Consider the following 21,592-nt stretch of genomic DNA (forward strand, 5'->3'; position numbering starts at 1 on the left):
CAAAGCTGGACCCTGCGCTTAGTCGTCCTGACAGCCGGACCCAGCCCTGCATCGACACTAACTAAATATTCGTCGACTTCATAAGTTCGGGAGCTGCTTCGACAAGGACTTGCTTGAACGCTGTCCAGAGGTCGAATACTTTAGAATTTGAAATCAAAAACCGACATAAACTTCCATGACCATGTTCCGAATCACTGTCAAGCTTGACATGCTCCTCCAAGAAATGCCTGAAAGCTTGCAGGACCGGGCCCTCCCAATGGGGAGCTCGCAACATGCTCAAAAAAACTCTTTCAAGGCCGCCATCTTCATAGCTCGATAGACTCACCGCTCGCGTCGCGGGGTCGATGGAACGAGCAAACATAAGATAAGCTTCGCCAATCGACTCGAGTCGGCGGCGACGGGGCAGCGCGGTGGGTGCGAGCAGAAGACTTCTCCGCATGAACTCGCAATGATCAACTTTTTCACCCGTCTCGACGACTCCCGGCCACGGAGAAAGGTTATCCGTATTACGCTCACCCTGGTCTAGCTCTTGCAGTCTCTCGTCGTTTGGGTAGAGAATACGGGCTATTCCCACGTTTTCACAAAATTGAATCGAAAAATAATAATAAGCCCACGCAACGTTTACAAGGCCATCTTGAGAAATTGATTCCCAATTCAACTCGCAAATTTCACTAATCACTTTCTCATATGAAATGTCTCCCGTTTGACCAGCCTCAGCAGTTGTAGTGGTAACGCGGGTCGCAATGCTCATAATCTTCTCCTATGCAGGCCGATCATGATAGGTCGAGCGCGCTCACACCCTTCTGACGATGCATGTTTAACTTGTTAGCGAATCGCTTGATATCTAACTTAGGTTATATGCCTCGTATCTACTGGCCACAGCGCAGCAATGATTATGAGAATTACGTAATTTCCTGACTTGCACGCCGCATCGAGACCGATGTTTATTTTTAAATTGGAATACATACCGCCGAGTAGAGAGCCGCCCGGGTCGCAGCAGCGTTAGAACCTTGTTCTAGAGGATTTCTTCGGGACGGGAAAATACGTCGCAAGAAAAGAAAAGCGAAACCACAAAAGAGAACCTGGAAAATGAGCGCTATCGCCCACGATCTCGTACAAAGCGCCGCGCCCTGGTCGGCAAATTCTGATTGGTTGCGTGCGTTGCAACGAACCGCGTCGATCGAGACACATCCCAATCGTATCCTGCCGTTGCTTTTCGAAGAGTGCGTCGCGCAGCACGGTGCGTCGCTCGCGGTTCTTGATGACCAAGAGAAGTTGAGCTTCGAGGAACTCGCTTCGCGTGGCAATCGCTGGGCGCGTTGGGCGCTTTCCTTAGACTTGCAAAAAGGCGACATCGTTGCTTTGCTGATGGGGAACTGCGCGGACTACGCCGCGATATGGCTCGGCCTAACGCGCGTTGGCGTCGTCGTCGCTTTGCTCAACACTAGTCTGCCGCCGACCGCGCTTGCGCATTCCCTGCTCGTAGCGAAGGCGAAGCACGTGATAGCGAGCGCCGAGTTCTCGGAGACATTACGGGACGCCTGCACGTCTCTGCATCAACCACCGTATCAGCATTTATACGGCGCCGACGAAACTCGTCATTCGCCGCCAGCTTTTAGCAGCTTGCCGCTCGATGCGAACGAGGCGCGCGAGGTCGCTTTGAGCGATAGCGCGCTTTACATCTACACTTCGGGAACCACAGGAATGCCGAAGGCGGCCGTCGTCACGCATCGCCGGCTGCTATACTGGAGTCTGTGGTTTTCGGGGCTCGCGGACATCCGTCCGCAAGACCGCATGTATAACTGCCTGCCGATGTATCACTCGGTCGGCGGCGTTGTCGCTGTCTGGTCGGCGCTGCTTTCCGGAGGCTCCGTCGTGCTGCGCAAACGGTTTTCCGCCTCTAGTTTTTGGAGCGACGTCGCAGCAACGCAAAGCACGATGTTCCAATATATCGGCGAATTGTGCCGCTATCTGCTCAACGCTCCCGACTGCGACGCGCAGCGCCGCCACGTGTTGCGCTTGGCGATCGGCAACGGCCTGCGCGCGGACGTCTGGACGCCGTTCCAAAATCGCTTCGCGATCCCGCGCATTCTTGAGTTTTATGCCGCGACCGAAAGCAATTTCTCGCTCTACAACATCGAGGGCGAGCCGGGCGCGATCGGCCGCATTCCCTCATTTCTTGCAGCCAAACAGCAGATCGCGCTTGTGCGCTCCGACGACGAGCTCGAGCAGCCCTTGCGAGATGCGGCGGGCCGCTGCGTACGCTGTGACGTTGACGAGGTTGGCGAGGCCATCGCCAGGATCGCGCCGGGCGCAAGCCGCTTCGACGGCTATACAAGCCATGAGGACTCCGAGAAAAAAATTCTCCGCGACGTGTTTGAAACGGGCGACGCCTGGATGCGCAGCGGCGACCTCATGCGAAAGGACGCGCGCGGCTTCTTCTACTTCGCCGACCGCATTGGCGACAGTTTTCGCTGGAAAGGCGAGAACGTCTCGACTTTTGAGGTTGCGCAAGCGCTCGCCCGCTGCAATGGCGTGTGCGATGCAATGGTCTACGGTGTCGCGGTGCCGGATCATGAAGGGCGGGCCGGTATGGCCGCGCTGGTCGTTGACGAAAACTTTGATATAGACAGGTTCCGAGCCGAGATCGAAGTTGCGTTGCCGCCGTACGCTCGGCCACTTTTCTTGAGGCTGAGTCAGACCTTGGAGGTTACTGAAACCTACAAGCATAAGAAAACGAGTCTCATCGCTCAGGGCTTCGATCCTCGACTCGTTTCTGACATGCTGTATTTTGCGCCGCCCGGCGCCGCCCACGCGGTGCTCGACGACTCGCTTTATCGCCGAATTTGCGGTGACGGGGTTGAACGAAACCTACCGGGATCGACTCGGAATTGACCCCGCGGATGCGTCTACCGCGAGGCCGTCTTGTTTGATCCGTGAGGAAAGAAATCGAGATGACGGCGCATTCCCTTTTGCAGACCAGCGCCGCGCGCGCCCTCGTGGATCAGCTTGTCGTTTGCGGGGTCGAGCGCGTTTTCTGCGTGCCGGGCGAGAGCTATCTACCCGTGCTCGACGCCTGTTACGAATGGAACCTGCCCCTGACCGTCTGCCGCAACGAAGGCGGCGCCGCGATGATGGCCGAAGCCTACGGCAAGGCGACGGGTAAAGCCGGCGTGTGCTTCGTGACGCGCGGCCCAGGCGCCGCCAACGCCTTCGCAGGCGTGCACGTCGCGCAGCATGACTCGACGCCGATGATTCTGTTCATCGGCCAAGTCGAGCGCTTCGTGCGAGATCGCGGCGCGTTCCAGGAGGTCGACTATCGCGCGATGTTCGGCGGCCACGCGAAATGGGTCGCCGAAGTCAACGAAGGCGCGCGGATCAAGGAATATGTCCAGCGCGCTTTCGGCGTCGCCTGCGCCGGCCGGCCCGGCCCGGTCGTGCTGTCGCTGCCCAAAGACATGCTTGAGGAGCGCATCGCGGAACGGCCGTATCCTGCCCATGTCGTCGCCGACACCGCGCCGGGAGCGGCCGAAATGGCCGAGCTGCAGCGACTGCTCGAACGCGCACAACGGCCGCTGCTCGTCCTCGGCGGCACGCGTTGGGATGCGCGCGCGCGCCGGGCGGCCCATGAATTCGCGACGGCGTACGATCTGCCCGTCGCGACGAGTTATCGGCGCCTGCCGCTGTTCGACGCGCTTGATCCGCATTATGCGGGCGATCTCGGACTCAACGCCAATCCGGCCCTCGTAAAGCGCGTACAGGAAAGCGACCTCCTGATCCTCGCCGGCGGGCGGCTCGGCGAGATTGCGTCGCAGTCCTATCAGCTGCTCGACATTCCGAAGCCGCGCATGACCTTCGTGCACGTCTATCCGGAGGCCGAGGAGTTCGGGCGGGTCTATGCGCCGGACCTCGCGATCCATGCGTCTCCCAACGCATTCGCCGCCGCGCTGGCCGCGCTGCGCGCGCCGCGCGCCATTCCCTGGCGCGAGGAGACCCAGCGCGCGCATGAGGAATATCTGCGCTTTTCCTCTACGGCGGAGCCTTCGGGAGAGGTCGATCTCGCACGGGTCATGATGTGGCTCAGCGACAATCTGCCAAAGGATGCGATCGTCTGCAACGGCGCCGGTAATTACGCCTCCTGGATCCATCGCTATTATCGCTTTTGCGGTCTCGCCACGCATATCGCGCCGACTTCCGCGACGATGGGCTACGGCGTGCCGGCGGCAGTCGCGATGCAGCAGGTCTTCCCCCATCGCCTCGTGCTCTCGATAGCGGGCGACGGCGATTTCCTCATGAATGGGCAGGAGTTCGCCACGGCCGCGCAATATGGTCTGCCAATCGTCGCCATCGTCTGCGACAATGCGAGCTACGGCACGATCCGCATGCACCAGGAGCGCCATTTTCCGGGGCGCGTCATCGGGACAGAACTGAAGAACCCGGACTTCGCCGCCTTTGCGCGCGCTTTCGGCGGCTTTGGAGCGATTGTCGAGCGGACGGCTGAATTTGCTGAAGCCTTCGGCGCGGCCCGGGCGTCCAAGCTGCCGGCGATCCTGCATGTGAAGATGGATCCCGACCGCATCACGCCGACGGCAAGCCTTGCGGCGATCAGGGCGGCGGGGCCGAGTAAACTTTAGGCTAGACTAAGAGCTCGTCAAGAAGTCGCGGCGAGGTCGCGCGAACTTCGCCGCGAACCCCGTTTGCGACGATCTTCGGCGCGCCGGTCTCGCTGCAAGAGAGCGAGCCCAACGAGAAAGAAACCCGCCGAGCCGTGACCGCGCAACCAGCTAAGTTTCGTGACGCTCATAGAGGCTAACCAGTTCTCCGAAAGTGACGGGAAAATCAACTTGGCCAGAAGCCCAAGGATCGAACCCGAACTCATCTTCCAGCTGTGCGACGAGCACCCCAAGACGGAATGAATCTAACCCCAGATCAACGATAACTGAATCATCTCTAAGAGAGGGGATCGCCATTTGACGCTCCAAAGCAAGCGCTTCTATTTTTGATATGATTGCCTGTCTTATTTGCATGCCAGCACCCATTCTTGCTTTTGCACTCTAACTTGACATTGTCCGCATCGACTGTCTCATTCAGTGACTATTTGTCGTTTAAGGCAATATCCTACTCGTTGTATACAGAAATATCCATAGAGTTCGAGGAGAATCGAGAGCTTTCTTAGCGTTTAACTTGGTAGTAGGAAGAAAATCCTCATATAACCTAAGTTAGATATCAATTATCTTTGAACTAATTGAAGATGTGTAAACAGATTACGCATGGTCGCGCAATATCCAATTCACCAGAGGATAAGGCTGCTCGCTGCTGGAACGATTTTTCAGCGAACGGGATGACCATCGTAAAGCTATAGTTATTCCGAGAGTCTCGGCGATTATTCCGACGCTCAACGAGGAGAGGAATCTACCTAAACTACTTCCTCGTTCGCCGAAGTGAATCGACGAGGTCATCATTGTCGACGGGGTGTTTACGGACGGCACAGTCAGAGAAGCGCGCGAGCGGGACCGAGACGCAAAAGCCGTGTTGGAGGACCCAGCCGGGGAAGGGAGCCGCGCTTCGAGCCGGTTTCCTGGCTCTGACCGGCGGCGTCACGCTGATTATCGAGTCGGGCGGGTCGATGGACCCTTCCGAGTCCATGCTGATCGGAGCTTTGATGGCGGGTGCGAATTTCGTCAAGGAATCGCGGTTCATCCAAGGCGGAGGAACCGAGATGTCGGCCTATGAAATCGCTGGACGGGAACCATCTCGTCGGCGGGCGCGCCAACATCTACAACCGCATGTCCAACATCGCCATTCCACCATCGATTACGGGGGTGCGGGCAAGCCCCTGCTGCTCGAGGAGTTTGGCTACGCGCGCTCCTTTCCGGATCAAATCGACGCTTCCGCGAAGTGGCTTGCAGCTCTGCACGAAAACGAGGACCGCGGGTTGGCTTGTCTGGCGGCTCGTAACTGAGCAGGACAATGGACGCCTTCCAGCAGAGCATAGCGAGGATGCGGTGACCGCTTATCGCCAAAACCGGCAGACCAGATACAGCTCGGATAGGAGCAAGGACGAATGAACGATTTCGAAACACAAGCGCTTCCTCAGAGCAGGCGCCCGCCTGTGGGAGGAGGTGGCATGCGACGTCGCGAATCGCTCGTCGCCCCTTCATGGCTGAGCGCATTCGCAGAGGATTTTGATCGTTATAAGCATTACCGTCCCGGCCATGCCGCGTGGCGCATTTTCTTGACGGAACCGGCGCTCTGGGCCCTGCTACAGTATCGGATCGCATCGACCATCCACCGGGCTAATCTGCCGACGACTCTTAAGCGCGCGCTTCTCATGGTGATGGTGGCTTGGCAAAAGCCAATTGAAATCGCGACCGGCGTCTCAATCGCCTACAAAGCGTCAATTGGACAGGGCCTTTACATCTCGCATGGCGGAAACGTCTTCGTCCATGAGGCGGCCGTGCTCGGGTCCTACTGCAGCATTTCTACAGGCATGACAATAGGAATCACAGGGCGCAGCGGCCAGCGGGGCGTGCCTGTGATAGGCGATCGCGTGCGTATCGAGGCGAACGCTGTCGTCGCAGGAAAAATCCAAGTCGGAGACGACGCGATCATCGAAGCCAATTCACTGGTTGTGGAAAGCGTGCCCCCTTCAGCAACCGTGATGGGGACACCCGCAAAAATTGTGAATTTGGAAGACTCAAGCGACAATATTTCCCTTCGTCAAATAGACAGCCAAGGCCAAGATACTTCAGGCTCCTGTTCGTCGACCATGTCTGAGCAGGTCGAACATGGGACAGCATTCGGCGACGAGGCGTCGCGCGTCAAGCTAAACCTCAAACCGCTCTTGAATCTCGAATGGCGGAGTGTGTTCAAGCAGGATTTCGATCGATATAGGGAGAATCGGGCGGGGCAGTCGTCTTGGATCGTCTTCGTAACGGAGCAGGCCCTGTGGGCGTTGTTGCAGTATCGCATAGCATCAGCCGTCTACAGGTCTGACCTCTCGTCGCCTATCAAGCGAATACTCCTCGCCGTCTTAACGATGTGGCAAAAGCTCATCGTAATTCTGACGGGCGTCACTCTGCCTCATTCGGCGTCGATCGGCCCAGGTGTATATATCGGCCATTTCGGCAATATCTTTGTTCACAAGGCTGCGGTCGTTGGGTCTTGCTGCAATATCTCTCACGGCGTCACCATCGGTGTCGGAGGCTGGGGGATAACGAGCGGCGCCCCGATCATCGGCGACCGTGTCTATATCGGCGTGAACGCCGTGGTCCTTGGTAAGACCGAAATAGGAAACGACGCTGTCATTGCAGCAAATTCGCTTGTCGTGGAAGACGTCCCATCTTTCGCTACGGTGATCGGAGTGCCGGCGAAAATTGTGAACCGCTTTGGATCACGAGATTACATCGCCCCTCATCGGAGGTGTAATGAGGAGCGGAAATAGAGCCGCGGCATGGGTAGGACGCCGTCGCTTTCTGAAGCGCAACCTTCGCCTATGCCGATACGGAAATAGCCGGTCGGACTTTACACTTTTGTTTGGCGGAGACCTCATCGGTTCGCGCTTGAATACACGTTCACCTTTCTCGCGCACGTTTGATTTTTGCTTCGCATCGGTAATCGCGGGTCTTGATATAAAGATCGAGCCCAACGTGAATCGGCGCGGTGACGTGCACATGATCCGGCGCCAAATGCTCCTCCTCGATCCGGCTCTCCTTCTGCGCGGCCAGCCTTTTGAACACTTCTCCAAGATGACGCCGCAACTCGCCATACAAGCTTTCCTGCAGCACTTGGGAATGAACACTACGTGATATTTGCAGTCCCTCCGCGTGTAACTTAAGCTCTCATACTCGTCCATCGAACTTCCTCGTCGTGTGCTTGGCGGCTCACAACCGGAAATTTCGACGGTGGACTGCTGAATACGTCAAACTCCTACCGCCACCCCAACAAAGCCGAGGGAACTCCCTTACGGTTTAGTCGAATGCGAGATATTCTCAGCCAACAACGCATCGACGCGGTTGCGCCTGGCGGCCCCTTTGGAGCCGACGCCTTGGCGGCGGGGGCGGTCGAGCTGGGCCCCCGGCGCCTAAATAACGCGCAATGCTTGCGGCGAGGCTTGATCTGTTAAAACGCCGGCGATCAAGCGCGAGTATCGTGGGAACTACCTAGATGCTGCGCCGTTTGAAGGATCAAGACGTTTGCGCGGGAGGAGCGAATGCAGCCTATGAGAGACGAGGAAGTCGAAGCGCGCAATGGGTTGCTAATTCTTCAGAACCTTGGGGCCGCCGTCGATCTCCAAATCCAAGCGACCATGGATGAGCCATTGCCCGCTGAGATGGGCCTGCTGCTCGTGAGGTTGGCTCTGGCGGAGGTATTGAAAGACGCCGAGGGGGGAGACGCGCACGAGGATGAGCCCCAATCGGCGGCTTTGGAATGGGCGCGGGCCCTTCTTCAGCTATCTGTCCAGTGCGATGCATGTTTACAGAAAAGCTCGCGCTCGCCTCCCCTGGCGGCGGGGTGAAAGCCATGCAGAAGGAGACGGCAAACAGGCGTGTCTTTGTCGTTGACGATGAGGAAGGCGTCCGCAACGCCACGGCGCTCTTGTTGCAGATGGAAGGCTATGAAGTCGAGATCTTCCCTTCCGCGAGCGCATTTCTGGAAAGCATATCGGCGCCATACGACGGATGCGTCATCACCGACGTGCGTATGCCAGGGATGGACGGGGTTGAGCTGATCGCCCAGCTGCACAAAAAATCCATACCATTGCCAGCGATTGTCGTGACGGCCTATGCCGATGTTCCGCTCGCTGTCCAAGCAATGAAGCTCGGCGCCTGCGATCTTCTTACGAAGCCTTTCGATCTTGATGCTTTGCTCGCGGCGCTAGATACGGCTTTTAATCAGAAAGGGAGCGACGAGGGCCTGGAAACGATCCGGGACCGCCTATCGACGCTGACGCATCGAGAAGCCGAGGTGCTTCGTGAACTGCTTGTGGGGAGGAGTAACAAGGAGATCGCCCACAATCTTGGCATTAGTGCGCGAACTGCGGAGGCGCATCGGGCCAATATTATGGCGAAGACCAGAGCCCGGGGCCTCGCGGGGTTGATAAAGATGGCTGTCGCCGCGGACCCAGCGCAGCTCCATGGGCTGGTTGCGACCGGTAAGGCGCCTACCCCCGCGATTACAAAGTAGGATCCGCGCTTGCAGCCTCTAGAGGGGCAGAGTCTCTCTCGACGCCAGATAAAGCTCGCGGAGCAGAGATGCTCGATGGCTCGACTTTTTTTAAAACGATTGCATAGCGCGGCCCGCGCCTTGAATCTGTGCTTGCCCGGCTCGTCGGAAGATATGCGGAATGTTATCTCTAACCCAAGCAACAGGGCTCGACTGGGCGGAAACCAATGGCCGCAAACAATAATACCGACAACGCGCTTCCCGCTCATACGCCGGTATGCGCGCTTGGCGCCTCGGCCGGCGGCGTCGCCGCGCTTAAGAGCTTTTTCGCTAATGTCCGACCCGACCTAGACTTGGCCTATGTCGTGGTCGTGCATCTCGCCCCAGACCACCCGAGTTCTCTGAGAGTCCGTTTGAGAATTGATTTCAGTGCGCGATCCTGCGCAAGAGGAGTCCACCGAGAGCGACGTGGATCATGGCCTTGGAGACGTCGATGCGCTTTTCGTAATCGCGCACGAGGCGTCGCCAGCGGGTCATCCAGCCAAAGGTTCGCTCAACCACCCAGCGTCGCGGCAGGACTTTGAAGCCTGGATCGGCGTCGATGCGCTTCACGATCTCGACGACGAAGTCCTTGAACGCCGCCTTATCCATGAGTTTCCTTCGATCATAGGCGCCGTCGGCGAATAGATGTTTGATCCACGGCCAGCGCTTACGAATGGCGTCGAGAACCTGCTGCGCGCCCGCGGAGTCGGAAATATCCGCCGTCGTCAGATTGACCATGAGCAGCCGTCCGTCCGTGTCCACGGCGATGTGGCGTTTGCGCCCGTTACGAATTCGACTACGCATGGGAGATGGTTCCATTCAAGAAAGGGGGCCCACCGCAATTTGATAAAGGTTGAAGCATCCCCTCTATCCGCGCGAGAACCGCCCCCGTGAGAGCGGTGTTCGTCACCCTTCATTGGGTAAGCAACACCGGGAAGGCGGCACCGCGCTCATGCCCAGGTTTATTTGACCACTTGGGGGACACATATGGGGCCCATCTGGGGGACACGTGGCTAGCAACTGCGCGTAAGCTATTGAATTTACTAATCCAAGGAGGAGCAATCTAAACTGGCGGAGGGGGCGGGATTCGAACCCGCGATACGGTTTCCCGTATACACACTTTCCAGGCGTGCGCCTTCAACCACTCGGCCACCCCTCCATTTGCCGCCGCAATATATTCATGGCGCGCCGGAACGCAATTGCCGATGCGGAATAAAGCGAAGACCGCCGCCTTCGTCCCCAGTTTCTGGGCGTTGAGAGCCAATTGTCCCGCAGTTTGCTCATCTTCAAGTGCTTGCAACCCCGAGCTTGATCCTTCGCCACTCCATATGCTAATGCCACCGCGCCACACGAAATTCGGCTTTACTGTCGATTGAAGCGCCGCGGAGAGGTGGCTGAGTGGTTGAAAGCACCGCACTCGAAATGCGGCATACGGGCAACTGTATCGGGGGTTCGAATCCCTCCCTCTCCGCCACCTTGGCCAGAAGAGCCGTTTCAGCGAACGATTTACCGCCGATCGCCGCCGTTTTTCCTCCATGGCGCTCACTTCCTGCCTCGCCAATCGGACTGAGGCGCGATGTTCTATCCGCTTCGCAATTGCTTTCGTAGGACGCTTGCCCTACAAGCCATTAGGTCAAATGTCCTATAGTGCGGTCGGCGGCTTTGTGCTCGTCCGCGCTATGATCATGGAGGCCGGATATGAGTGCGAGCGAAACTCGCCGCCAGATCGCGGATGTCGCCGACCGGCTGTTTTACGAGCATGGTTTCGAAGCGACCTCCTTTGCCGACATCGCCAGGGACGTCGGGCTGTCGCGCGGTAATTTCTATTATCACTTCAAAACCAAGGACGAGATACTCGATGCCGTAATCGCACGGCGTGTCTCAAACACCCGCGCCATGCTGGACGCCTGGGAACAGGCTGCGTCTTCGCCTGCAGAGCGCATCCGCAGCTTCATCCATATTCTCATCGCAAACCGGACGAAGATCATGGCGCATGGCTGCCCGGTCGGCACGCTCTGCAACGAGTTGGCGAAGCTCGATCACGCCGCAAAGAACGACGCGATCCTTCTGTTCACCCTCTTCCGCGACTGGCTCGCCCGGCAGTTCGCCGCGCTCGGACGGGAAGCGGACGCCGATGGGCTGGCTCTCCATATTCTGATGCGCAGCCAGGGCGTTGCAACCCTGTTCACCGCCTTCCGCGACGAGGATTTCATCCGCCGCGAGGTCGCAGACATGGAGGCGTGGCTGCAAGCCCAATGCCCGGCCGCATCATTACTCCATTCCCGCCAATCCGCCTGATGGAGCAACCATGTTCGTCATTACCCTTCGTTTCGCAGACAAGACAAAAGCTCCGCAGTTCATGGACGGGCACAGTGCATGGATCAAACGTGGTTTCGACGACGGCGTGTTCCTGCTGGCGGGAAATCTCCAGCCGAGCGCGGGCGGCGCGATCCTCGCGCATAATGTGTCGCCCGAGGAGATCGAGGTCCGGGTGCAGGACGATCCCTTCGTCGCCCAAGGTGTGGTCAGCGCCGAAATCCTCGCCATTGCGCCGGGCCGTACAGACGGCCGGCTGGCCTTTCTGAAAGCCGAGCCATGAACGCGACGGTTCCCGGCCCGGATGGGCGCCCGCGCTGCCGCTGGTGCGCGGCGGCGCCTGAATTCCTCGCCTATCACGATACGGAATGGAGCTTCCCGGTCGATGACGATCGTCGCCTGTTCGAGAAGCTGTGTCTCGAAGGATTCCAATCGGGCTTGAGCTGGCGAACGGTCCTAGCGAAACGCGAGAACTTCCGCGCCGCGTTTCATGGATTCGATTTCGACCGGATCGCCGGCTTCACCGATGCGGATGTGGCGCGCCTGCTCAACGATGCGGGCATTGTCCGCCATCGCGGGAAGATCGCCGCCGTCATCAACAATGCGAAGCGGACGCAGGAACTGGTGAAACAGGAAGGATCGCTCGCCGCCTATATCTGGCGCTTCGAGCCGAAGGGGGAGGAATTGACCGCCCCACAAACCGCCTCGACTTCGTTCGCGTCGATCGCGCTGTCGAAAAACTTGAAGAAGCGCGGCTGGTCCTTCGTCGGCCCGAAGACAGTCTATGCCTTCATGCAGGCCATGGGTCTCATCAACGATCATGCGGAAGGATGCGTCGTCCGGGAGCGAGCGGCCGACGCCAGGATGGCCTTCACGCGACCAGCATAGCTCGAAAAGGCATCACGGGCGTAGGCCAAGGACTGACGTTTTCTTAGAAGCGGACGTTCATGACATAAAAATTCGCGTCGTACGTCGAACGGCTGCCAACCCGGACGCATTCACGCTATAGGGGCTACGTCGCGATGCACGACATGTGTAAACTCAAGTGGCATTTTCGATCAGCACCCGCAATGAGCCGATAGTCGAAGCACTTCCAAGCTCTTCTATAATCTCCCGGGATAGCGCCTCAGCAGCTGACTCGTGAAACTCTACTCTGCCTCCAGGCAACGACCAAAAAGGATCGGTTACCGCCCGATGCACTAAAATCCGCCCTTCGCTCCAAATCAGGGCAGCCGCTCTGAATTGAAACCGCGAGGGACCGTCGTCTAGGACAACCATAGTTCTTTTCGTCATTCGACCCTCATCCGCAAAACTCTTGCGCGAGCATGAACCGAGCTAATTGCTTCAATATCAGGGCATAGCCGTCGTCGACCGCTACATAGCGGCGCTACGCAATGGCCCTCAAAATGACGACGTCCTGGCAACATCTCGGCATAGGGATCTACCGGTTTCGCAAACGCGTCCCCGACAGGCTTCTGGCCCTTTGTCGAAAAGCAGATCGTTCATCGCAGCCTGCGGAGGACGCGCGATTATCGACCGTCTTGTTCGACCTCGGCGGGGCTTGCGGCCAGCAGGAAGAGCGGGAGGAGGCGCTCCAGCGCCAATCCCGCGATCAATGCGGCGAAGAATACGGTCGCTTCGCCATCCAGCAGTCCGAGATTGAACACGGCCGGCCCCGGGCAGACGCCTGAAAGACCCCAGCCGATCCCGAAAACAGACGAGCCGACGATCAGCGCGGCGTCAATTTTCCGGGAAGGCGGGGGGCTGATCGCATAGCCCAGAAGAGACGTCCGCCGCTTCGCAGCCAGCCGAAATGCGGGCAACGCGACCAGGATCGCCCCGCCCATCACGAAGGCGAGAGATGGGTCCCAAAGACCCGCGACGTCCAAAAAGCCGAGCACTTTTTGTGGGTCCGTCATGCCCGAGAGATAAAGCCCGCAGCCGAAGATGAGGCCGAGCGCGAAGGTGATTGCAAGACGCGTCATTGCTTCCTCAGCCGAAAACATGGCGAACAAGGAACACCGTCGCCATAGCGGACGCCATGAATGCGAGCGTCGCCGCCAATGAGCGCAAGGATAGTCTGGAGAGGCCGCAGACGCCGTGTCCGCTAGTGCAGCCGGCGCCGAGCCGCGACCCGAAACCGACGAGAAGCCCTGCAAGGGCGATTGTTCCAAAGCCTATGTCAAAAACAGGCGGCGCTGGCGCCCTGAAGACGCCGATGACGGCCGGAGCCGCAAAAAGACCGAGCAGGAAAGCGACGCGCCAATCCGCGTCTTTGCGCCGAGGCGGAACAAGCCCTGCAAGGACTCCGCTTATCCCGGCGACCCGCCCGATCAAGAGAATGGTCGAACCGGCCGAAAGCCCGATCATCGCGCCGCCCGCAAGGCCGGCAAGCGGAGAGAAGTGCGCCCAGTCAATCTGCATTCGTCCCGCCTTGCCTCTAATCGCCTCAGCGATTCAATCGAGAGTGTTGCGCAAAAGCTACATACTTTCTCATGTTAGTCTATCATATTTATGGAATAAAGAATCAAAAGAAGGCTGCATTTAATGAGCCGCTTGGGCCGTGTTACGCTGTTCGTCCTCATGGCTACGCCCCTATTGGCAGGCCACGCCGGCGCGACGGAAGGTTATTTCCTCGAAGGCTATGGGACGCGCGAAAAGGGCGTCGGCGGGGCCGGAGCCGCGGATTCGCGCGATCCGCTCTCGCTTTCCATTAACCCGGCGGGCCTTGTCGATGTCGGGCATCAATACACGCTCGGCCTCACCGCCTTCTCGCCGGATCGCGGTTATTCGACGTCCGGGCCAGGCTTTGTCGCGCCCGGACATGTCCAGAGCGGGCGCGGGCTCTTCCCCATTCCGAATGGCGGCTACAGCAGGCCCGTCGACGAGAAATCCGCCTGGGGCGTCGCCGTCTACGGCAATGGCGGCATGAACACCACTTACTCGCCGAATTATACGAGCCAGTTCTTCGGGAGTCCGATGTGTCCGCAGACCGGCGTCTATTGCGGCCGCAACGCCGGCGTCGATTTGAACCAGGCGTTCATCACGGCCGGATATGCGCAACGCTTCGGGAATCTGTCGGTCGGCTTCGCGCCGGTTCTCGCGGTTCAGATTTTCAAGGCCAGGGGCCTCGCGGTGTTTGGGCCATTCTCCTCCGCTCCCAACGAACTGACCGACCATAGCTATAATTGGTCCGTCGGCGCGGGCGTGCGCGCCGGCCTGCAATATCGGGTGACCGACAAATTCCGTATCGGCGTCGCGGGGTCGTCGCCGATCTGGATGTCGCCTTTCGAAAACTACAAGGGTCTGTTCGCAAATCAGGGCGATTTCGACATTCCGGCCAACATTACAGCAGGCGTCGCCTATGACGTCCTGCCGACCCTGACCCTGCTCGCCGACTGGAAGCATATCTTCTATTCGCAGGTCCCGTCGGTCGGGAATTGGTCCACCTTGCAGGCGCCGCTTGGCGTGATGAACGGCCCGGGCTTTGGCTGGAGCGACATCGACGTGATCAAGGTCGGCGCGGAGTATCGCGGCCTCGACAAGCTCGCGCTGCGCCTCGGCTACAGCTACAACAACAATCCGATCAACTCGCGGGACGTCACCCTGAACATACTCGCGCCGGCCGTCACCAGGCATCATATCAGCGGCGGCCTCAGCTATTATGTGACGCCGTCGTCATCGATCGATCTCGCGGCGGTCGTCTCGCCACAGGGTACGGTTTCCGGAATCGAACGGACGCCGCTTGGACCCAACCCGCTGCGCACGATCAATCTCTATCTCTCGACATTCGAGATTACGGCGGGCTGGACGCATCGTTTCGAGGCGGCGCCGGCGCCGGTCGTCGCGAAATATTAAAATATATGTTCTCAGGGTGGACTTACTTGCCAATCCCGAGACGGGCCCTTTTAAAGCGCCGGCGCTGAAAAGAATCCGTCGGCTCCATGCGCTTTGGCCAATGCGGCGAATTCAGCCAAGGCTTCGGGGGCGGCGTCCTCGATTTGATGCCGCTCGATCGCGACAGTATTCGGGCCCTTTATCGCCAGAGACAAAAATTCCTCGATCTTGCTACGCGGTCCTTCGACAAAGGTTTCCACCGCGCCGTTATGGCGATTGCGGACAAAACCGTGAAGGTGCAGCCGTCCGGCCTCCCGCGCGACGAAGACTCGATAGCCGACATTTTGCACGCGGCCCTCGACCAGGATGCGCACCGCGCGGTTATCCGTCATGCTTCTACTCCTTGCCCCGGCGAGATGCGCAATCATACGCCGTAACGCGCGCTCATTCCTGAATCACGAGAGAGCCGCAGGCGCTTGCGGATTGTTCTCCGGATTCGTGTCATGCTTGGTCAGCGCAAGAGGCACGCCCTGTTTCAGCAGAGGCTGGAGATCGGCTTCTATTGCATCGGCGGATTCGCGATCATAGACTTCTTCACCGGCGACATAGACCGCGAAGGACGCCAGATGCTTTCTTCGCTTTATGGGTCCTCGATGGTCGCCTTCGTCCAGGAGTAAAGCGGAAATCGATCGACGCCTTCCCGCTCGGCCGTGGAAACATAATTGGCGAATGCGTCGAATGTGCTTGTCGCCCACGCGCCGCGCCTGCGCAAAATCTCCGCGATCGGCCGATAATGAGGACTGTCCGGGTCGTTTCGCGCCGCCTCGGCCAATTCCTCGGGCAGCCTGAAACGGATCTGATACCGCCAAAGATCGCTCATTTTCATCCTCGCATCTTCGTCCTTGCATCGGCCGACAAATGCGGCGCGTCGGCTGGCTGGCGGGTTCTGCTTAACTCTACTGCGCGCGTTGTCGTTTACTGACGGGATACGCGCGCCTTGGATGAAGCGTATGGCTTCAGGCAAAGCGCGGCGACAGCCTTTTGCGCCTTGGCCGGCGCGCTGAATATTTTGCCCTCGATGACGCGAAAGCGCGGACTCGCCGCATAGAAGAGATAGCCTTTGGGCGCCTGAGCTTCATTTTGCCTGACGACGATTCCAGCTGCTTCTTCGTCTATTTCGATAACATAGGCGTGAGACATGATCGTTGACCCGCATTTTTGGATCTGGCGGCGAAGCGCTCCCTCGCCGATAAGGGAAGAATGCGCCGGAATGTTCGTTAAAGCAAACAGATTGTTCTTCTTAAGAAACAGCCTGGCGGAGCATTTCTTTCTCGCCGCCAGCCAGAAAAGGATAAAAATCCTCTCTCGGCCAGAGATTTTGACTTATTCTATAAACAATATAGATTGTTTTGGAGGGGTGAAGAATGGATGCAATCGACCTGAAAATTCTCGCATTGTTGCAGCAAGACGCGACTCGTCCGATCTCGGAAATCGCTACGAGCGTCCACTTGTCCCAGACGCCCTGCTGGAAGCGCATCCAACGGCTGGAGGCGGAGGGCGTCATCAAGCGCCGGGTCGCGTTGCTCGATCCGCAAAAGCTCCGCCTTCATCTAACCGCCTATGTGTCCATCGTCGCCGGCGAGCACTCGGACCAATGGTTTGCTGTCTTCTCGCAATTTATCGAGAGCAGGCCGGAGGTCGTCGAATTCCACCGTATGGCTGGCGACGTCGACTATATCCTATGCGTCGTCACACAGGACATGGTCGCCTATGACGCGTTCTACAAGCAACTTGTGGAAGTGGCGAAACCCCTTCGCAGCGTCGTCTCGCGCTTCGCGATGGAGACCATCAAGGCCTCGACCGCTCTGCCATTGCCCAGGGTCGACGAGAGCGGCTGGCCGCGGGTCGGGGCGGCGATCGAGTTGCGGAACAGAGATTTGAGAGAAAGGGAGACGCTGGATGTCGCCGGTTGAATTCGTCCTTGTTGATGGAATCGCGATTGGCGTTCTGGTTTCCGTGGAAGGCCGCCGACGCTTTTGCGGATCGACCCGCAATCTCGAAGACTATGAAGATCTCAGCTTCGGCGATCTTGATGAAGCGCAAACGTTCTTTGCGAGTCAGCTCAGGCGAGCGGCCGCCCGGAAGAACGCCGAAGCGGGACAACATTAGATCGATCTTCAAGGCTTCCTGTTCCTGGACATTCGGCGATCTTTCCGATTTCTCGGACGAAATTCTGCGTGCAGACCTGCGACGGCCGCTCGCGCCTTTTCAGGCGCTCGTCTTCCGGCAAACGATTATCTCGGCGAACGCCTCCTGCATCGGGTGGCGTTCGGAGAAGGCGCCGCATTTATAGAGACCCCGGCGGCTGCACAGGATTTTCGCGCACGATAGAGATTTTAGTTGATTCTTTCTGTAGACTGTATTGACTATCTAAGGTCTAAGCATAGAGGCAGGAACGCCCCGATGAGCGAAGCGAACATCCAATCCCTCGCAAAGACCTCTTGGCGCTTTTGGCGGCGATGGACGTCCGGGCGATCGACGCCCGCGAAGACAGCGGGAGTCGAGGACCATCCGGGCGCGCTCCTTCCGCGACAAACTGGTTTCGCCATTCGCATCGACAAGGTCGAGCAGGATTTCGGCTCATTCGCCGCGTTGCGCGATGTCTCGCTCGATATTCGTCCAGGAGAACTTGTCGCGCTCCTCGGCCCGTCAGGCTCGGGGAAGACGACGCTGCTTCGTGTCATCGCGGGATTGAATGCGCCGGATCGGGGGGCTGTCTATTTTGACGGCGAAGACGCGACCTTGTTGCCTGTGCAGGATCGGCGCGTCGGCTTCGTGTTCCAGAACTACGCGCTGTTCAAGCATATGACTGTCGCGGACAACATCGCTTACGGACTGAGCGTTCGACCGCGCCGCCTGCGGCCCTCTAAGGCGCAAATCGACGCGAAGGTCGTGGAACTTCTGAAATTCGTGCAGTTGGAAGGGCTGGGCGCGCGTTATCCGGCTCAGCTTTCAGGCGGCCAACGGCAACGCGTCGCGCTCGCAAGAGCATTGGCGATCGAACCGCGGGTCCTGTTGCTCGATGAGCCCTTCGGCGCGCTCGACGCCCGTGTCAGAAAGGACCTTCGACACTGGCTTCGCCAGGTCCGTCATGAAATCGGCCTTACGACTGTCTTTGTGACGCATGACCAAGATGAAGCGATGGAGCTTGCGGATCGGGTCGTGGTGCTCAACGAAGGCCGCATCGAACAGGTCGGAACGCCAGCGGAGCTGTACGATCAGCCTGCTTCGCCCTTCGTCATTTCTTTTGTCGGGGAAGCGATCGCTCTCCCCGTGGAGGTCGAAGCCGGACTCGTGAAGTTCCAGGGCCGTGAATTGACCATCGACACTCGAGGACTTCAGAACGGCCCTGCAAAGGTCTATTTCAGACCTTCGGACATGGCGGTCGCGGCCGACGGGCTTGGCGAGATTGAAGGACATGTGGAAAGCGTGCGGCGGACGCCGGGGGGCGTTCGCGCAACGATCGCCATCGAAGGTTATGATCAAACGCTCGAAATCGACGCCCCTGTCGAGCGCGCCGCTCGGCTTGGGGAGCGCGTGCCGATTTCGCTATCGAAGGCGCGCGTGTTTCCTGTCGAGAGAAAGCGGCAACGAACCAAAGTCGCCGCTGGCGCGTAAACGGCGCTATACGGATGACGACCCGAGCGCGCGACGCGTTCCGGCGAGCCGAGGTTTTTTAGTATATGAAGCCCGCTTCCAGCGATACGCGCGACTGGAGTCGCTTGTCTCCGTCCTCGCCGAAGCCGAAACCATCCATGATTTTCGGCGCACGCACATAGGCGTATTCGGCCCGGAAAAAGAATGGCCCGCGCTGGATCGTCGGCGTGAAGGTCAAGGACCAGGCGCGGCTGGTCGTTCCCAGCAGGAGATTGGGAGCGCCGTCGGCGTCCTCGGCCTTCGCCGCGATATATTCCGCGCGGAACGGCAGGCTGACCCCGCCGAGACTGAACTCGTTCCATTGAGATGGCGCCGGGAAGGAGTAGTTGGCGAGGACTGCGGCGCCGAGCGTCTGCCCATGCACATTGACGCCATATTGCGGCATCGCCGGCACTCTGGTCATCTGAAGGTAGGGCGTGACGGTCCAGGGACCGGACGCGTAGCTGTAGATCAGATTGTAGATTTGCGAATTGTTCTGTGTGATCGGGGCGGCGATCGTCGAGACTGAATTCGGCTTCACATTGGCGGCGCCGATGAACATGAAGGCATTGCTGTCGTCGAGCTGAACGCTGAGCGAGCCGGACGCCCACGTATAGCGGTTCGTGTAATAGCCATCCGTCCACGCGAAAGAGAGCCCTATCGGACCGAGCGTGTAGGCGCCCTGCACGCCGCGCGCGATCGTGCTCGTCTGGTTCCAGAGGAGCCCGCGCTGGATATTCTGATTCTGATAGGTGAAGCCGTTCTCGACGCCGCCGAGCGTCGGTATCTTGCCCGCGATGATGTTGAAATTCTCATTTGGCGCGTATTTGACATAGGCTTCGGGGATCGGGCCGAAATATTCCGACAGCGTCTTTCCCGCGCGGAAATAGGGCGCGCCGAGAGTCGGGAAGGAATAGACGCCGGCATGCAGAAGAAACTGAAATTCTCCCGTGGATTTTTGAAGAATGACATGGCCGTTGAACGCGTCGGCCAGCGCCGTGCGGTCGCCGCTTACCCGATAGGTCTGCCATTGGCTGAAACCCGATCCGATGAAAGACAATGTCATCGGCCCGAAAGATTCGACGCTGAAAGAGACTGGCTTGTCAGAAAATGATAATGTCGGACCCATGGATTCCATGTTCGACGACTCATCATTGTCCGACAAATCTTCTGTCTTTCCCTTCTCGACCCCCTCGGCTGCCAGCGAGGCGGCGGGCGAACAAAGACGGCAGAGGAGAGAGAAGACAGCCAGCGCCATCATGAAACGGCTACGATGGCTAATTATCCGCACGGCGCCGGAAATGTTTGGCGGCGGGTTTGAAGTGAACTTTCCAAAAGCCGTGATCATGCCGCTTTCCCCGCGCACGCCATCAGGCGATTGAAGACACGCTGCAAGGTTGCGGCTTGAAGATCGCTTTCGCCGTCACGCCGATCCCATAAGTCATGCTGGCGTCGATCGCTCCGCCGACAATCCCGCCAACCACCGGAGTCGCGCGTGCGAAACCCTTATGGGTCCCGTACCGTATCGCGAGATAGCGCCCCAGCACATTGTTGAATTTCCTGATCGACACGCGGGAACCATGCGAAACAGCGTCGGCGCTCAATTTTTTACCGATGCTGTAGCCAAGTTCTTGCAAAAGCGCGACAGCGCTTGAACCTGTCAAGCAGATGAAAACAAGCGTCTTGACCTTGCGATCGTGAAGAGCGTAGCCGCGCAGATGTGCGATCGCCGCGATCATGCGCACCTGAATGACGATGACGGAGCTGAGATTCAGCGGCGCCGCGATCGGCGCATTCAATATGCCGCCGAAATTGGTCATGAAGCCGACAAATGCAGCGTAGCGCACATGAGAATGCACAAGATCGGCAATGCCCTGCTCTGAATCGCCGGCGCATTTCAATCGATAGCTTTCGGCCAGTTCTATGGAGCCCGATGTGGCGTTGTCGTAGACCCATTCCAGCGCGATTGTGACGAGTTCGCTCGGCTTTTCCGTGGAAGAGCTCATCGATCGGGCTCCAGTTGAGCGATATCGCTGGCGGATTACGGTCGAAGGTCTCGCGAGGCGCGAACGGCGAGAAAACCGTTCCGCGCCTCACCCGGCCGACCTGAAGATCAGGCGCTCGGCTCGCTTTCTTCAGCGTCCGGCGTATAGGGCCGGCGCTTGGCGCGGCGCGCCTCGGCCTTGGCGACCGCGGAGTCGAAACCCGCTTCCGCGCCGTCCTCGAAACCTCTCCGAAAAACATTGCCCTCGGGAAGAAGCTCGACAAGAAATACGGCGGAGAACACGACGCCGAAAGAGACGCCATAGGCGGCGTTGTAGGCGCCTGAGTGCGCCGTCTGCTTTACCTTGCGAGCGGCGACTTTGGCGGAAGCGCGCGCATTGGTCGTCGCATCGCCCAGCGAAGCGGCTGCCGTTTCGAGCGCGTCGCCAAGGCTCGAAAGCGGATCGGAATGGATGGTTTCTTCTGTCGTCGTCGTCATTTTCGGTCTCCTTTTTGAGAATGTCCCAGCGTCAGCCGGCGCCCTCCTGATGCG

General features: G+C 58.6%; 23 protein-coding genes, 2 tRNA genes and 3 pseudogenes. 14 read left to right on the forward strand and 14 right to left on the reverse strand.

Annotated elements, in window-relative coordinates; genetic code table 11:
* Positions 1-61: 61 nt before the first annotated feature.
* Positions 62-751, reverse strand: coding sequence for a hypothetical protein (locus tag MMG94_RS11530; protein WP_154419805.1), 690 nt, complete (start codon positions 749-751; stop codon positions 62-64).
* A 338-nt stretch (positions 752-1,089) separates the two neighbouring features.
* Between MMG94_RS11530 and MMG94_RS11535 the strand changes: the two genes are divergently transcribed.
* Positions 1,090-2,895 carry a long-chain-acyl-CoA synthetase gene (locus MMG94_RS11535; RefSeq protein WP_040579362.1) on the forward strand — a complete coding sequence of 602 codons (1,806 nt, stop codon included), beginning with the start codon at positions 1,090-1,092 and terminating at the stop codon, positions 2,893-2,895.
* A 59-nt stretch (positions 2,896-2,954) separates the two neighbouring features.
* Positions 2,955-4,634, forward strand: coding sequence for a thiamine pyrophosphate-binding protein (locus MMG94_RS11540; protein WP_026016389.1), 1,680 nt, complete (start codon positions 2,955-2,957; stop codon positions 4,632-4,634).
* A gap of 150 nt (positions 4,635-4,784) precedes the next feature.
* On the opposite strand, the gene MMG94_RS11545 is transcribed toward MMG94_RS11540, so the two are convergent.
* A complete protein-coding gene (locus MMG94_RS11545) occupies positions 4,785-5,039 on the reverse strand; it encodes a phosphopantetheine-binding protein (protein ID WP_154419803.1) in 255 nt (84 codons plus the stop codon).
* A gap of 587 nt (positions 5,040-5,626) precedes the next feature.
* Between MMG94_RS11545 and MMG94_RS11550 the strand changes: the two genes are divergently transcribed.
* Together MMG94_RS11550 and MMG94_RS11555 are read left to right on the forward strand one after the other, a co-directional pair.
* Complete coding sequence (locus MMG94_RS11550; protein WP_154419801.1) at positions 5,627-5,962, forward strand: hypothetical protein; 336 nt, start codon at positions 5,627-5,629, stop codon at positions 5,960-5,962.
* A 102-nt stretch (positions 5,963-6,064) separates the two neighbouring features.
* Entirely contained in the window at positions 6,065-7,444 is a 1,380-nt protein-coding gene (locus MMG94_RS11555) for a serine O-acetyltransferase (RefSeq protein WP_085985253.1), read from the forward strand.
* 208 nt (positions 7,445-7,652) lie between these two features.
* Here MMG94_RS11555 and MMG94_RS11560 read toward each other — a convergent pair.
* Positions 7,653-7,855: pseudogene (locus MMG94_RS11560) on the reverse strand (transposase); the annotation flags it as partial.
* 617 nt (positions 7,856-8,472) lie between these two features.
* Between MMG94_RS11560 and MMG94_RS11565 the strand changes: the two are divergent.
* Together MMG94_RS11565 and MMG94_RS22140 are read left to right on the forward strand one after the other, a co-directional pair.
* Positions 8,473-9,186: a response regulator transcription factor gene (locus MMG94_RS11565; RefSeq protein ID WP_020372462.1), complete on the forward strand. Its 714-nt coding sequence runs from the start codon at positions 8,473-8,475 to the stop codon at positions 9,184-9,186.
* Positions 9,187-9,392: 206 nt separating this feature from the next.
* Positions 9,393-9,524 (forward strand): annotated as a pseudogene (locus tag MMG94_RS22140) (hypothetical protein); the annotation flags it as partial.
* Positions 9,525-9,591: 67 nt separating this feature from the next.
* Here the strand turns inward: MMG94_RS22140 and MMG94_RS11570 are convergent.
* Positions 9,592-9,990 (reverse strand): annotated as a pseudogene (locus MMG94_RS11570) (IS5 family transposase); the annotation flags it as partial.
* A gap of 286 nt (positions 9,991-10,276) precedes the next feature.
* A tRNA-Ser gene (locus tag MMG94_RS11575) sits at positions 10,277-10,366 on the reverse strand.
* A 225-nt stretch (positions 10,367-10,591) separates the two neighbouring features.
* Between MMG94_RS11575 and MMG94_RS11580 the strand changes: the two genes are divergently transcribed.
* The 4 genes from MMG94_RS11580 to MMG94_RS11595 all read left to right on the forward strand — a co-directional run bounded on the left by MMG94_RS11580 (position 10,592) and on the right by MMG94_RS11595 (position 12,411).
* A tRNA-Ser gene (locus MMG94_RS11580) sits at positions 10,592-10,681 on the forward strand.
* A gap of 224 nt (positions 10,682-10,905) precedes the next feature.
* Positions 10,906-11,505 (forward strand): TetR/AcrR family transcriptional regulator, encoded by a 600-nt coding sequence (locus MMG94_RS11585; protein WP_016920836.1) that lies wholly within the window; start codon positions 10,906-10,908, stop codon positions 11,503-11,505.
* Positions 11,506-11,515: 10 nt separating this feature from the next.
* Positions 11,516-11,806, forward strand: coding sequence for a YciI family protein (locus tag MMG94_RS11590; RefSeq protein WP_016920835.1), 291 nt, complete (start codon positions 11,516-11,518; stop codon positions 11,804-11,806).
* Positions 11,803-12,411, forward strand: coding sequence for a DNA-3-methyladenine glycosylase I (locus MMG94_RS11595; RefSeq protein WP_016920834.1), 609 nt, complete (start codon positions 11,803-11,805; stop codon positions 12,409-12,411). The genes MMG94_RS11590 and MMG94_RS11595 overlap by 4 nt, the downstream gene beginning before the upstream one ends.
* A gap of 153 nt (positions 12,412-12,564) precedes the next feature.
* On the opposite strand, the gene MMG94_RS11600 is transcribed toward MMG94_RS11595, so the two are convergent.
* The 3 genes from MMG94_RS11600 to MMG94_RS11610 all read right to left on the reverse strand — a co-directional run bounded on the left by MMG94_RS11600 (position 12,565) and on the right by MMG94_RS11610 (position 13,947).
* On the reverse strand, positions 12,565-12,816 hold the full coding sequence (locus MMG94_RS11600) for an NUDIX domain-containing protein (protein WP_341870802.1): 252 nt from the start codon (positions 12,814-12,816) through the stop codon (positions 12,565-12,567).
* Positions 12,817-13,052: 236 nt separating this feature from the next.
* Positions 13,053-13,508 carry a DUF6691 family protein gene (locus tag MMG94_RS11605; protein WP_020372460.1) on the reverse strand — a complete coding sequence of 152 codons (456 nt, stop codon included), beginning with the start codon at positions 13,506-13,508 and terminating at the stop codon, positions 13,053-13,055.
* A 7-nt stretch (positions 13,509-13,515) separates the two neighbouring features.
* Complete coding sequence (locus MMG94_RS11610; protein ID WP_016920832.1) at positions 13,516-13,947, reverse strand: YeeE/YedE family protein; 432 nt, start codon at positions 13,945-13,947, stop codon at positions 13,516-13,518.
* 123 nt (positions 13,948-14,070) lie between these two features.
* Between MMG94_RS11610 and MMG94_RS11615 the strand changes: the two genes are divergently transcribed.
* Positions 14,071-15,381 (forward strand): OmpP1/FadL family transporter, encoded by a 1,311-nt coding sequence (locus tag MMG94_RS11615; protein ID WP_244415430.1) that lies wholly within the window; start codon positions 14,071-14,073, stop codon positions 15,379-15,381.
* A 50-nt stretch (positions 15,382-15,431) separates the two neighbouring features.
* Here the strand turns inward: MMG94_RS11615 and MMG94_RS11620 are convergent, their stop codons facing one another.
* The 3 genes from MMG94_RS11620 to MMG94_RS11630 all read right to left on the reverse strand — a co-directional run bounded on the left by MMG94_RS11620 (position 15,432) and on the right by MMG94_RS11630 (position 16,560).
* A complete protein-coding gene (locus MMG94_RS11620) occupies positions 15,432-15,752 on the reverse strand; it encodes an acylphosphatase (RefSeq protein ID WP_016920830.1) in 321 nt (106 codons plus the stop codon).
* A gap of 248 nt (positions 15,753-16,000) precedes the next feature.
* Positions 16,001-16,240, reverse strand: coding sequence for a hypothetical protein (locus MMG94_RS11625; protein WP_244415428.1), 240 nt, complete (start codon positions 16,238-16,240; stop codon positions 16,001-16,003).
* A gap of 95 nt (positions 16,241-16,335) precedes the next feature.
* The gene (locus tag MMG94_RS11630) at positions 16,336-16,560 is read right to left on the reverse strand and encodes a hypothetical protein (RefSeq protein ID WP_016920827.1); all 225 of its coding nucleotides are present in this window, start codon (positions 16,558-16,560) and stop codon (positions 16,336-16,338) included.
* Between the two features lie 224 nt (positions 16,561-16,784).
* Here MMG94_RS11630 and MMG94_RS11635 point away from each other — a divergent pair, with 224 nt between their 5' ends.
* On the forward strand, positions 16,785-17,333 hold the full coding sequence (locus tag MMG94_RS11635; protein WP_081495688.1) for an Lrp/AsnC family transcriptional regulator: 549 nt from the start codon (positions 16,785-16,787) through the stop codon (positions 17,331-17,333).
* Between the two features lie 490 nt (positions 17,334-17,823).
* On the forward strand, positions 17,824-19,038 hold the full coding sequence (locus MMG94_RS11640; protein ID WP_016920823.1) for a sulfate/molybdate ABC transporter ATP-binding protein: 1,215 nt from the start codon (positions 17,824-17,826) through the stop codon (positions 19,036-19,038).
* 58 nt (positions 19,039-19,096) lie between these two features.
* Here MMG94_RS11640 and MMG94_RS11645 read toward each other — a convergent pair whose 3' ends face one another.
* The gene (locus MMG94_RS11645) at positions 19,097-20,122 is read right to left on the reverse strand and encodes an outer membrane beta-barrel protein (protein WP_157212450.1); all 1,026 of its coding nucleotides are present in this window, start codon (positions 20,120-20,122) and stop codon (positions 19,097-19,099) included.
* Between MMG94_RS11645 and MMG94_RS11650 the strand changes: the two genes are divergently transcribed.
* Positions 20,106-20,438, forward strand: a complete 333-nt coding sequence (locus MMG94_RS11650; RefSeq protein WP_157212449.1) for a hypothetical protein — start codon at positions 20,106-20,108, stop codon at positions 20,436-20,438. The two genes, MMG94_RS11645 and MMG94_RS11650, sit on opposite strands and share 17 nt — an antisense overlap.
* Here the strand turns inward: MMG94_RS11650 and MMG94_RS11655 are convergent.
* Entirely contained in the window at positions 20,427-21,062 is a 636-nt protein-coding gene (locus tag MMG94_RS11655) for an EcsC family protein (RefSeq protein ID WP_016920821.1), read from the reverse strand. The two genes, MMG94_RS11650 and MMG94_RS11655, sit on opposite strands and share 12 nt — an antisense overlap.
* A 107-nt stretch (positions 21,063-21,169) precedes the next feature.
* Positions 21,170-21,538, reverse strand: a complete 369-nt coding sequence (locus MMG94_RS11660; protein WP_016920820.1) for a hypothetical protein — start codon at positions 21,536-21,538, stop codon at positions 21,170-21,172.
* Between the last annotated feature and the right edge of the window lie 54 nt (positions 21,539-21,592).

This window comes from Methylocystis parvus OBBP, assembly GCF_027571405.1.
In the GTDB taxonomy this organism is placed as follows: domain Bacteria; phylum Pseudomonadota; class Alphaproteobacteria; order Rhizobiales; family Beijerinckiaceae; genus Methylocystis; species Methylocystis parva.

Bases quoted from the DNA above. Each gene is read 5' to 3' on its own strand.
- MMG94_RS11530 (WP_154419805.1), bottom strand. From the start codon at position 751: ATGAGCATTGCGACCCGCGTTACCACTACAACTGCTGAGGCTGGTCAA.
- MMG94_RS11535 (WP_040579362.1), top strand. From the start codon at position 1,090: ATGAGCGCTATCGCCCACGATCTCGTACAAAGCGCCGCGCCCTGGTCG.
- MMG94_RS11540 (WP_026016389.1), top strand. From the start codon at position 2,955: ATGACGGCGCATTCCCTTTTGCAGACCAGCGCCGCGCGCGCCCTCGTG.
- MMG94_RS11545 (WP_154419803.1), bottom strand. From the start codon at position 5,039: ATGGGTGCTGGCATGCAAATAAGACAGGCAATCATATCAAAAATAGAA.
- MMG94_RS11550 (WP_154419801.1), top strand. From the start codon at position 5,627: ATGGACCCTTCCGAGTCCATGCTGATCGGAGCTTTGATGGCGGGTGCG.
- MMG94_RS11555 (WP_085985253.1), top strand. From the start codon at position 6,065: ATGAACGATTTCGAAACACAAGCGCTTCCTCAGAGCAGGCGCCCGCCT.
- MMG94_RS11565 (WP_020372462.1), top strand. From the start codon at position 8,473: ATGTTTACAGAAAAGCTCGCGCTCGCCTCCCCTGGCGGCGGGGTGAAA.
- MMG94_RS11585 (WP_016920836.1), top strand. From the start codon at position 10,906: ATGAGTGCGAGCGAAACTCGCCGCCAGATCGCGGATGTCGCCGACCGG.
- MMG94_RS11590 (WP_016920835.1), top strand. From the start codon at position 11,516: ATGTTCGTCATTACCCTTCGTTTCGCAGACAAGACAAAAGCTCCGCAG.
- MMG94_RS11595 (WP_016920834.1), top strand. From the start codon at position 11,803: ATGAACGCGACGGTTCCCGGCCCGGATGGGCGCCCGCGCTGCCGCTGG.
- MMG94_RS11600 (WP_341870802.1), bottom strand. From the start codon at position 12,816: ATGACGAAAAGAACTATGGTTGTCCTAGACGACGGTCCCTCGCGGTTT.
- MMG94_RS11605 (WP_020372460.1), bottom strand. From the start codon at position 13,508: ATGACGCGTCTTGCAATCACCTTCGCGCTCGGCCTCATCTTCGGCTGC.
- MMG94_RS11610 (WP_016920832.1), bottom strand. From the start codon at position 13,947: ATGCAGATTGACTGGGCGCACTTCTCTCCGCTTGCCGGCCTTGCGGGC.
- MMG94_RS11615 (WP_244415430.1), top strand. From the start codon at position 14,071: ATGAGCCGCTTGGGCCGTGTTACGCTGTTCGTCCTCATGGCTACGCCC.
- MMG94_RS11620 (WP_016920830.1), bottom strand. From the start codon at position 15,752: ATGACGGATAACCGCGCGGTGCGCATCCTGGTCGAGGGCCGCGTGCAA.
- MMG94_RS11625 (WP_244415428.1), bottom strand. From the start codon at position 16,240: ATGAGCGATCTTTGGCGGTATCAGATCCGTTTCAGGCTGCCCGAGGAA.
- MMG94_RS11630 (WP_016920827.1), bottom strand. From the start codon at position 16,560: ATGTCTCACGCCTATGTTATCGAAATAGACGAAGAAGCAGCTGGAATC.
- MMG94_RS11635 (WP_081495688.1), top strand. From the start codon at position 16,785: ATGGATGCAATCGACCTGAAAATTCTCGCATTGTTGCAGCAAGACGCG.
- MMG94_RS11640 (WP_016920823.1), top strand. From the start codon at position 17,824: ATGAGCGAAGCGAACATCCAATCCCTCGCAAAGACCTCTTGGCGCTTT.
- MMG94_RS11650 (WP_157212449.1), top strand. From the start codon at position 20,106: ATGAAAGACAATGTCATCGGCCCGAAAGATTCGACGCTGAAAGAGACT.
- MMG94_RS11645 (WP_157212450.1), bottom strand. From the start codon at position 20,122: ATGACATTGTCTTTCATCGGATCGGGTTTCAGCCAATGGCAGACCTAT.
- MMG94_RS11655 (WP_016920821.1), bottom strand. From the start codon at position 21,062: ATGAGCTCTTCCACGGAAAAGCCGAGCGAACTCGTCACAATCGCGCTG.
- MMG94_RS11660 (WP_016920820.1), bottom strand. From the start codon at position 21,538: ATGACGACGACGACAGAAGAAACCATCCATTCCGATCCGCTTTCGAGC.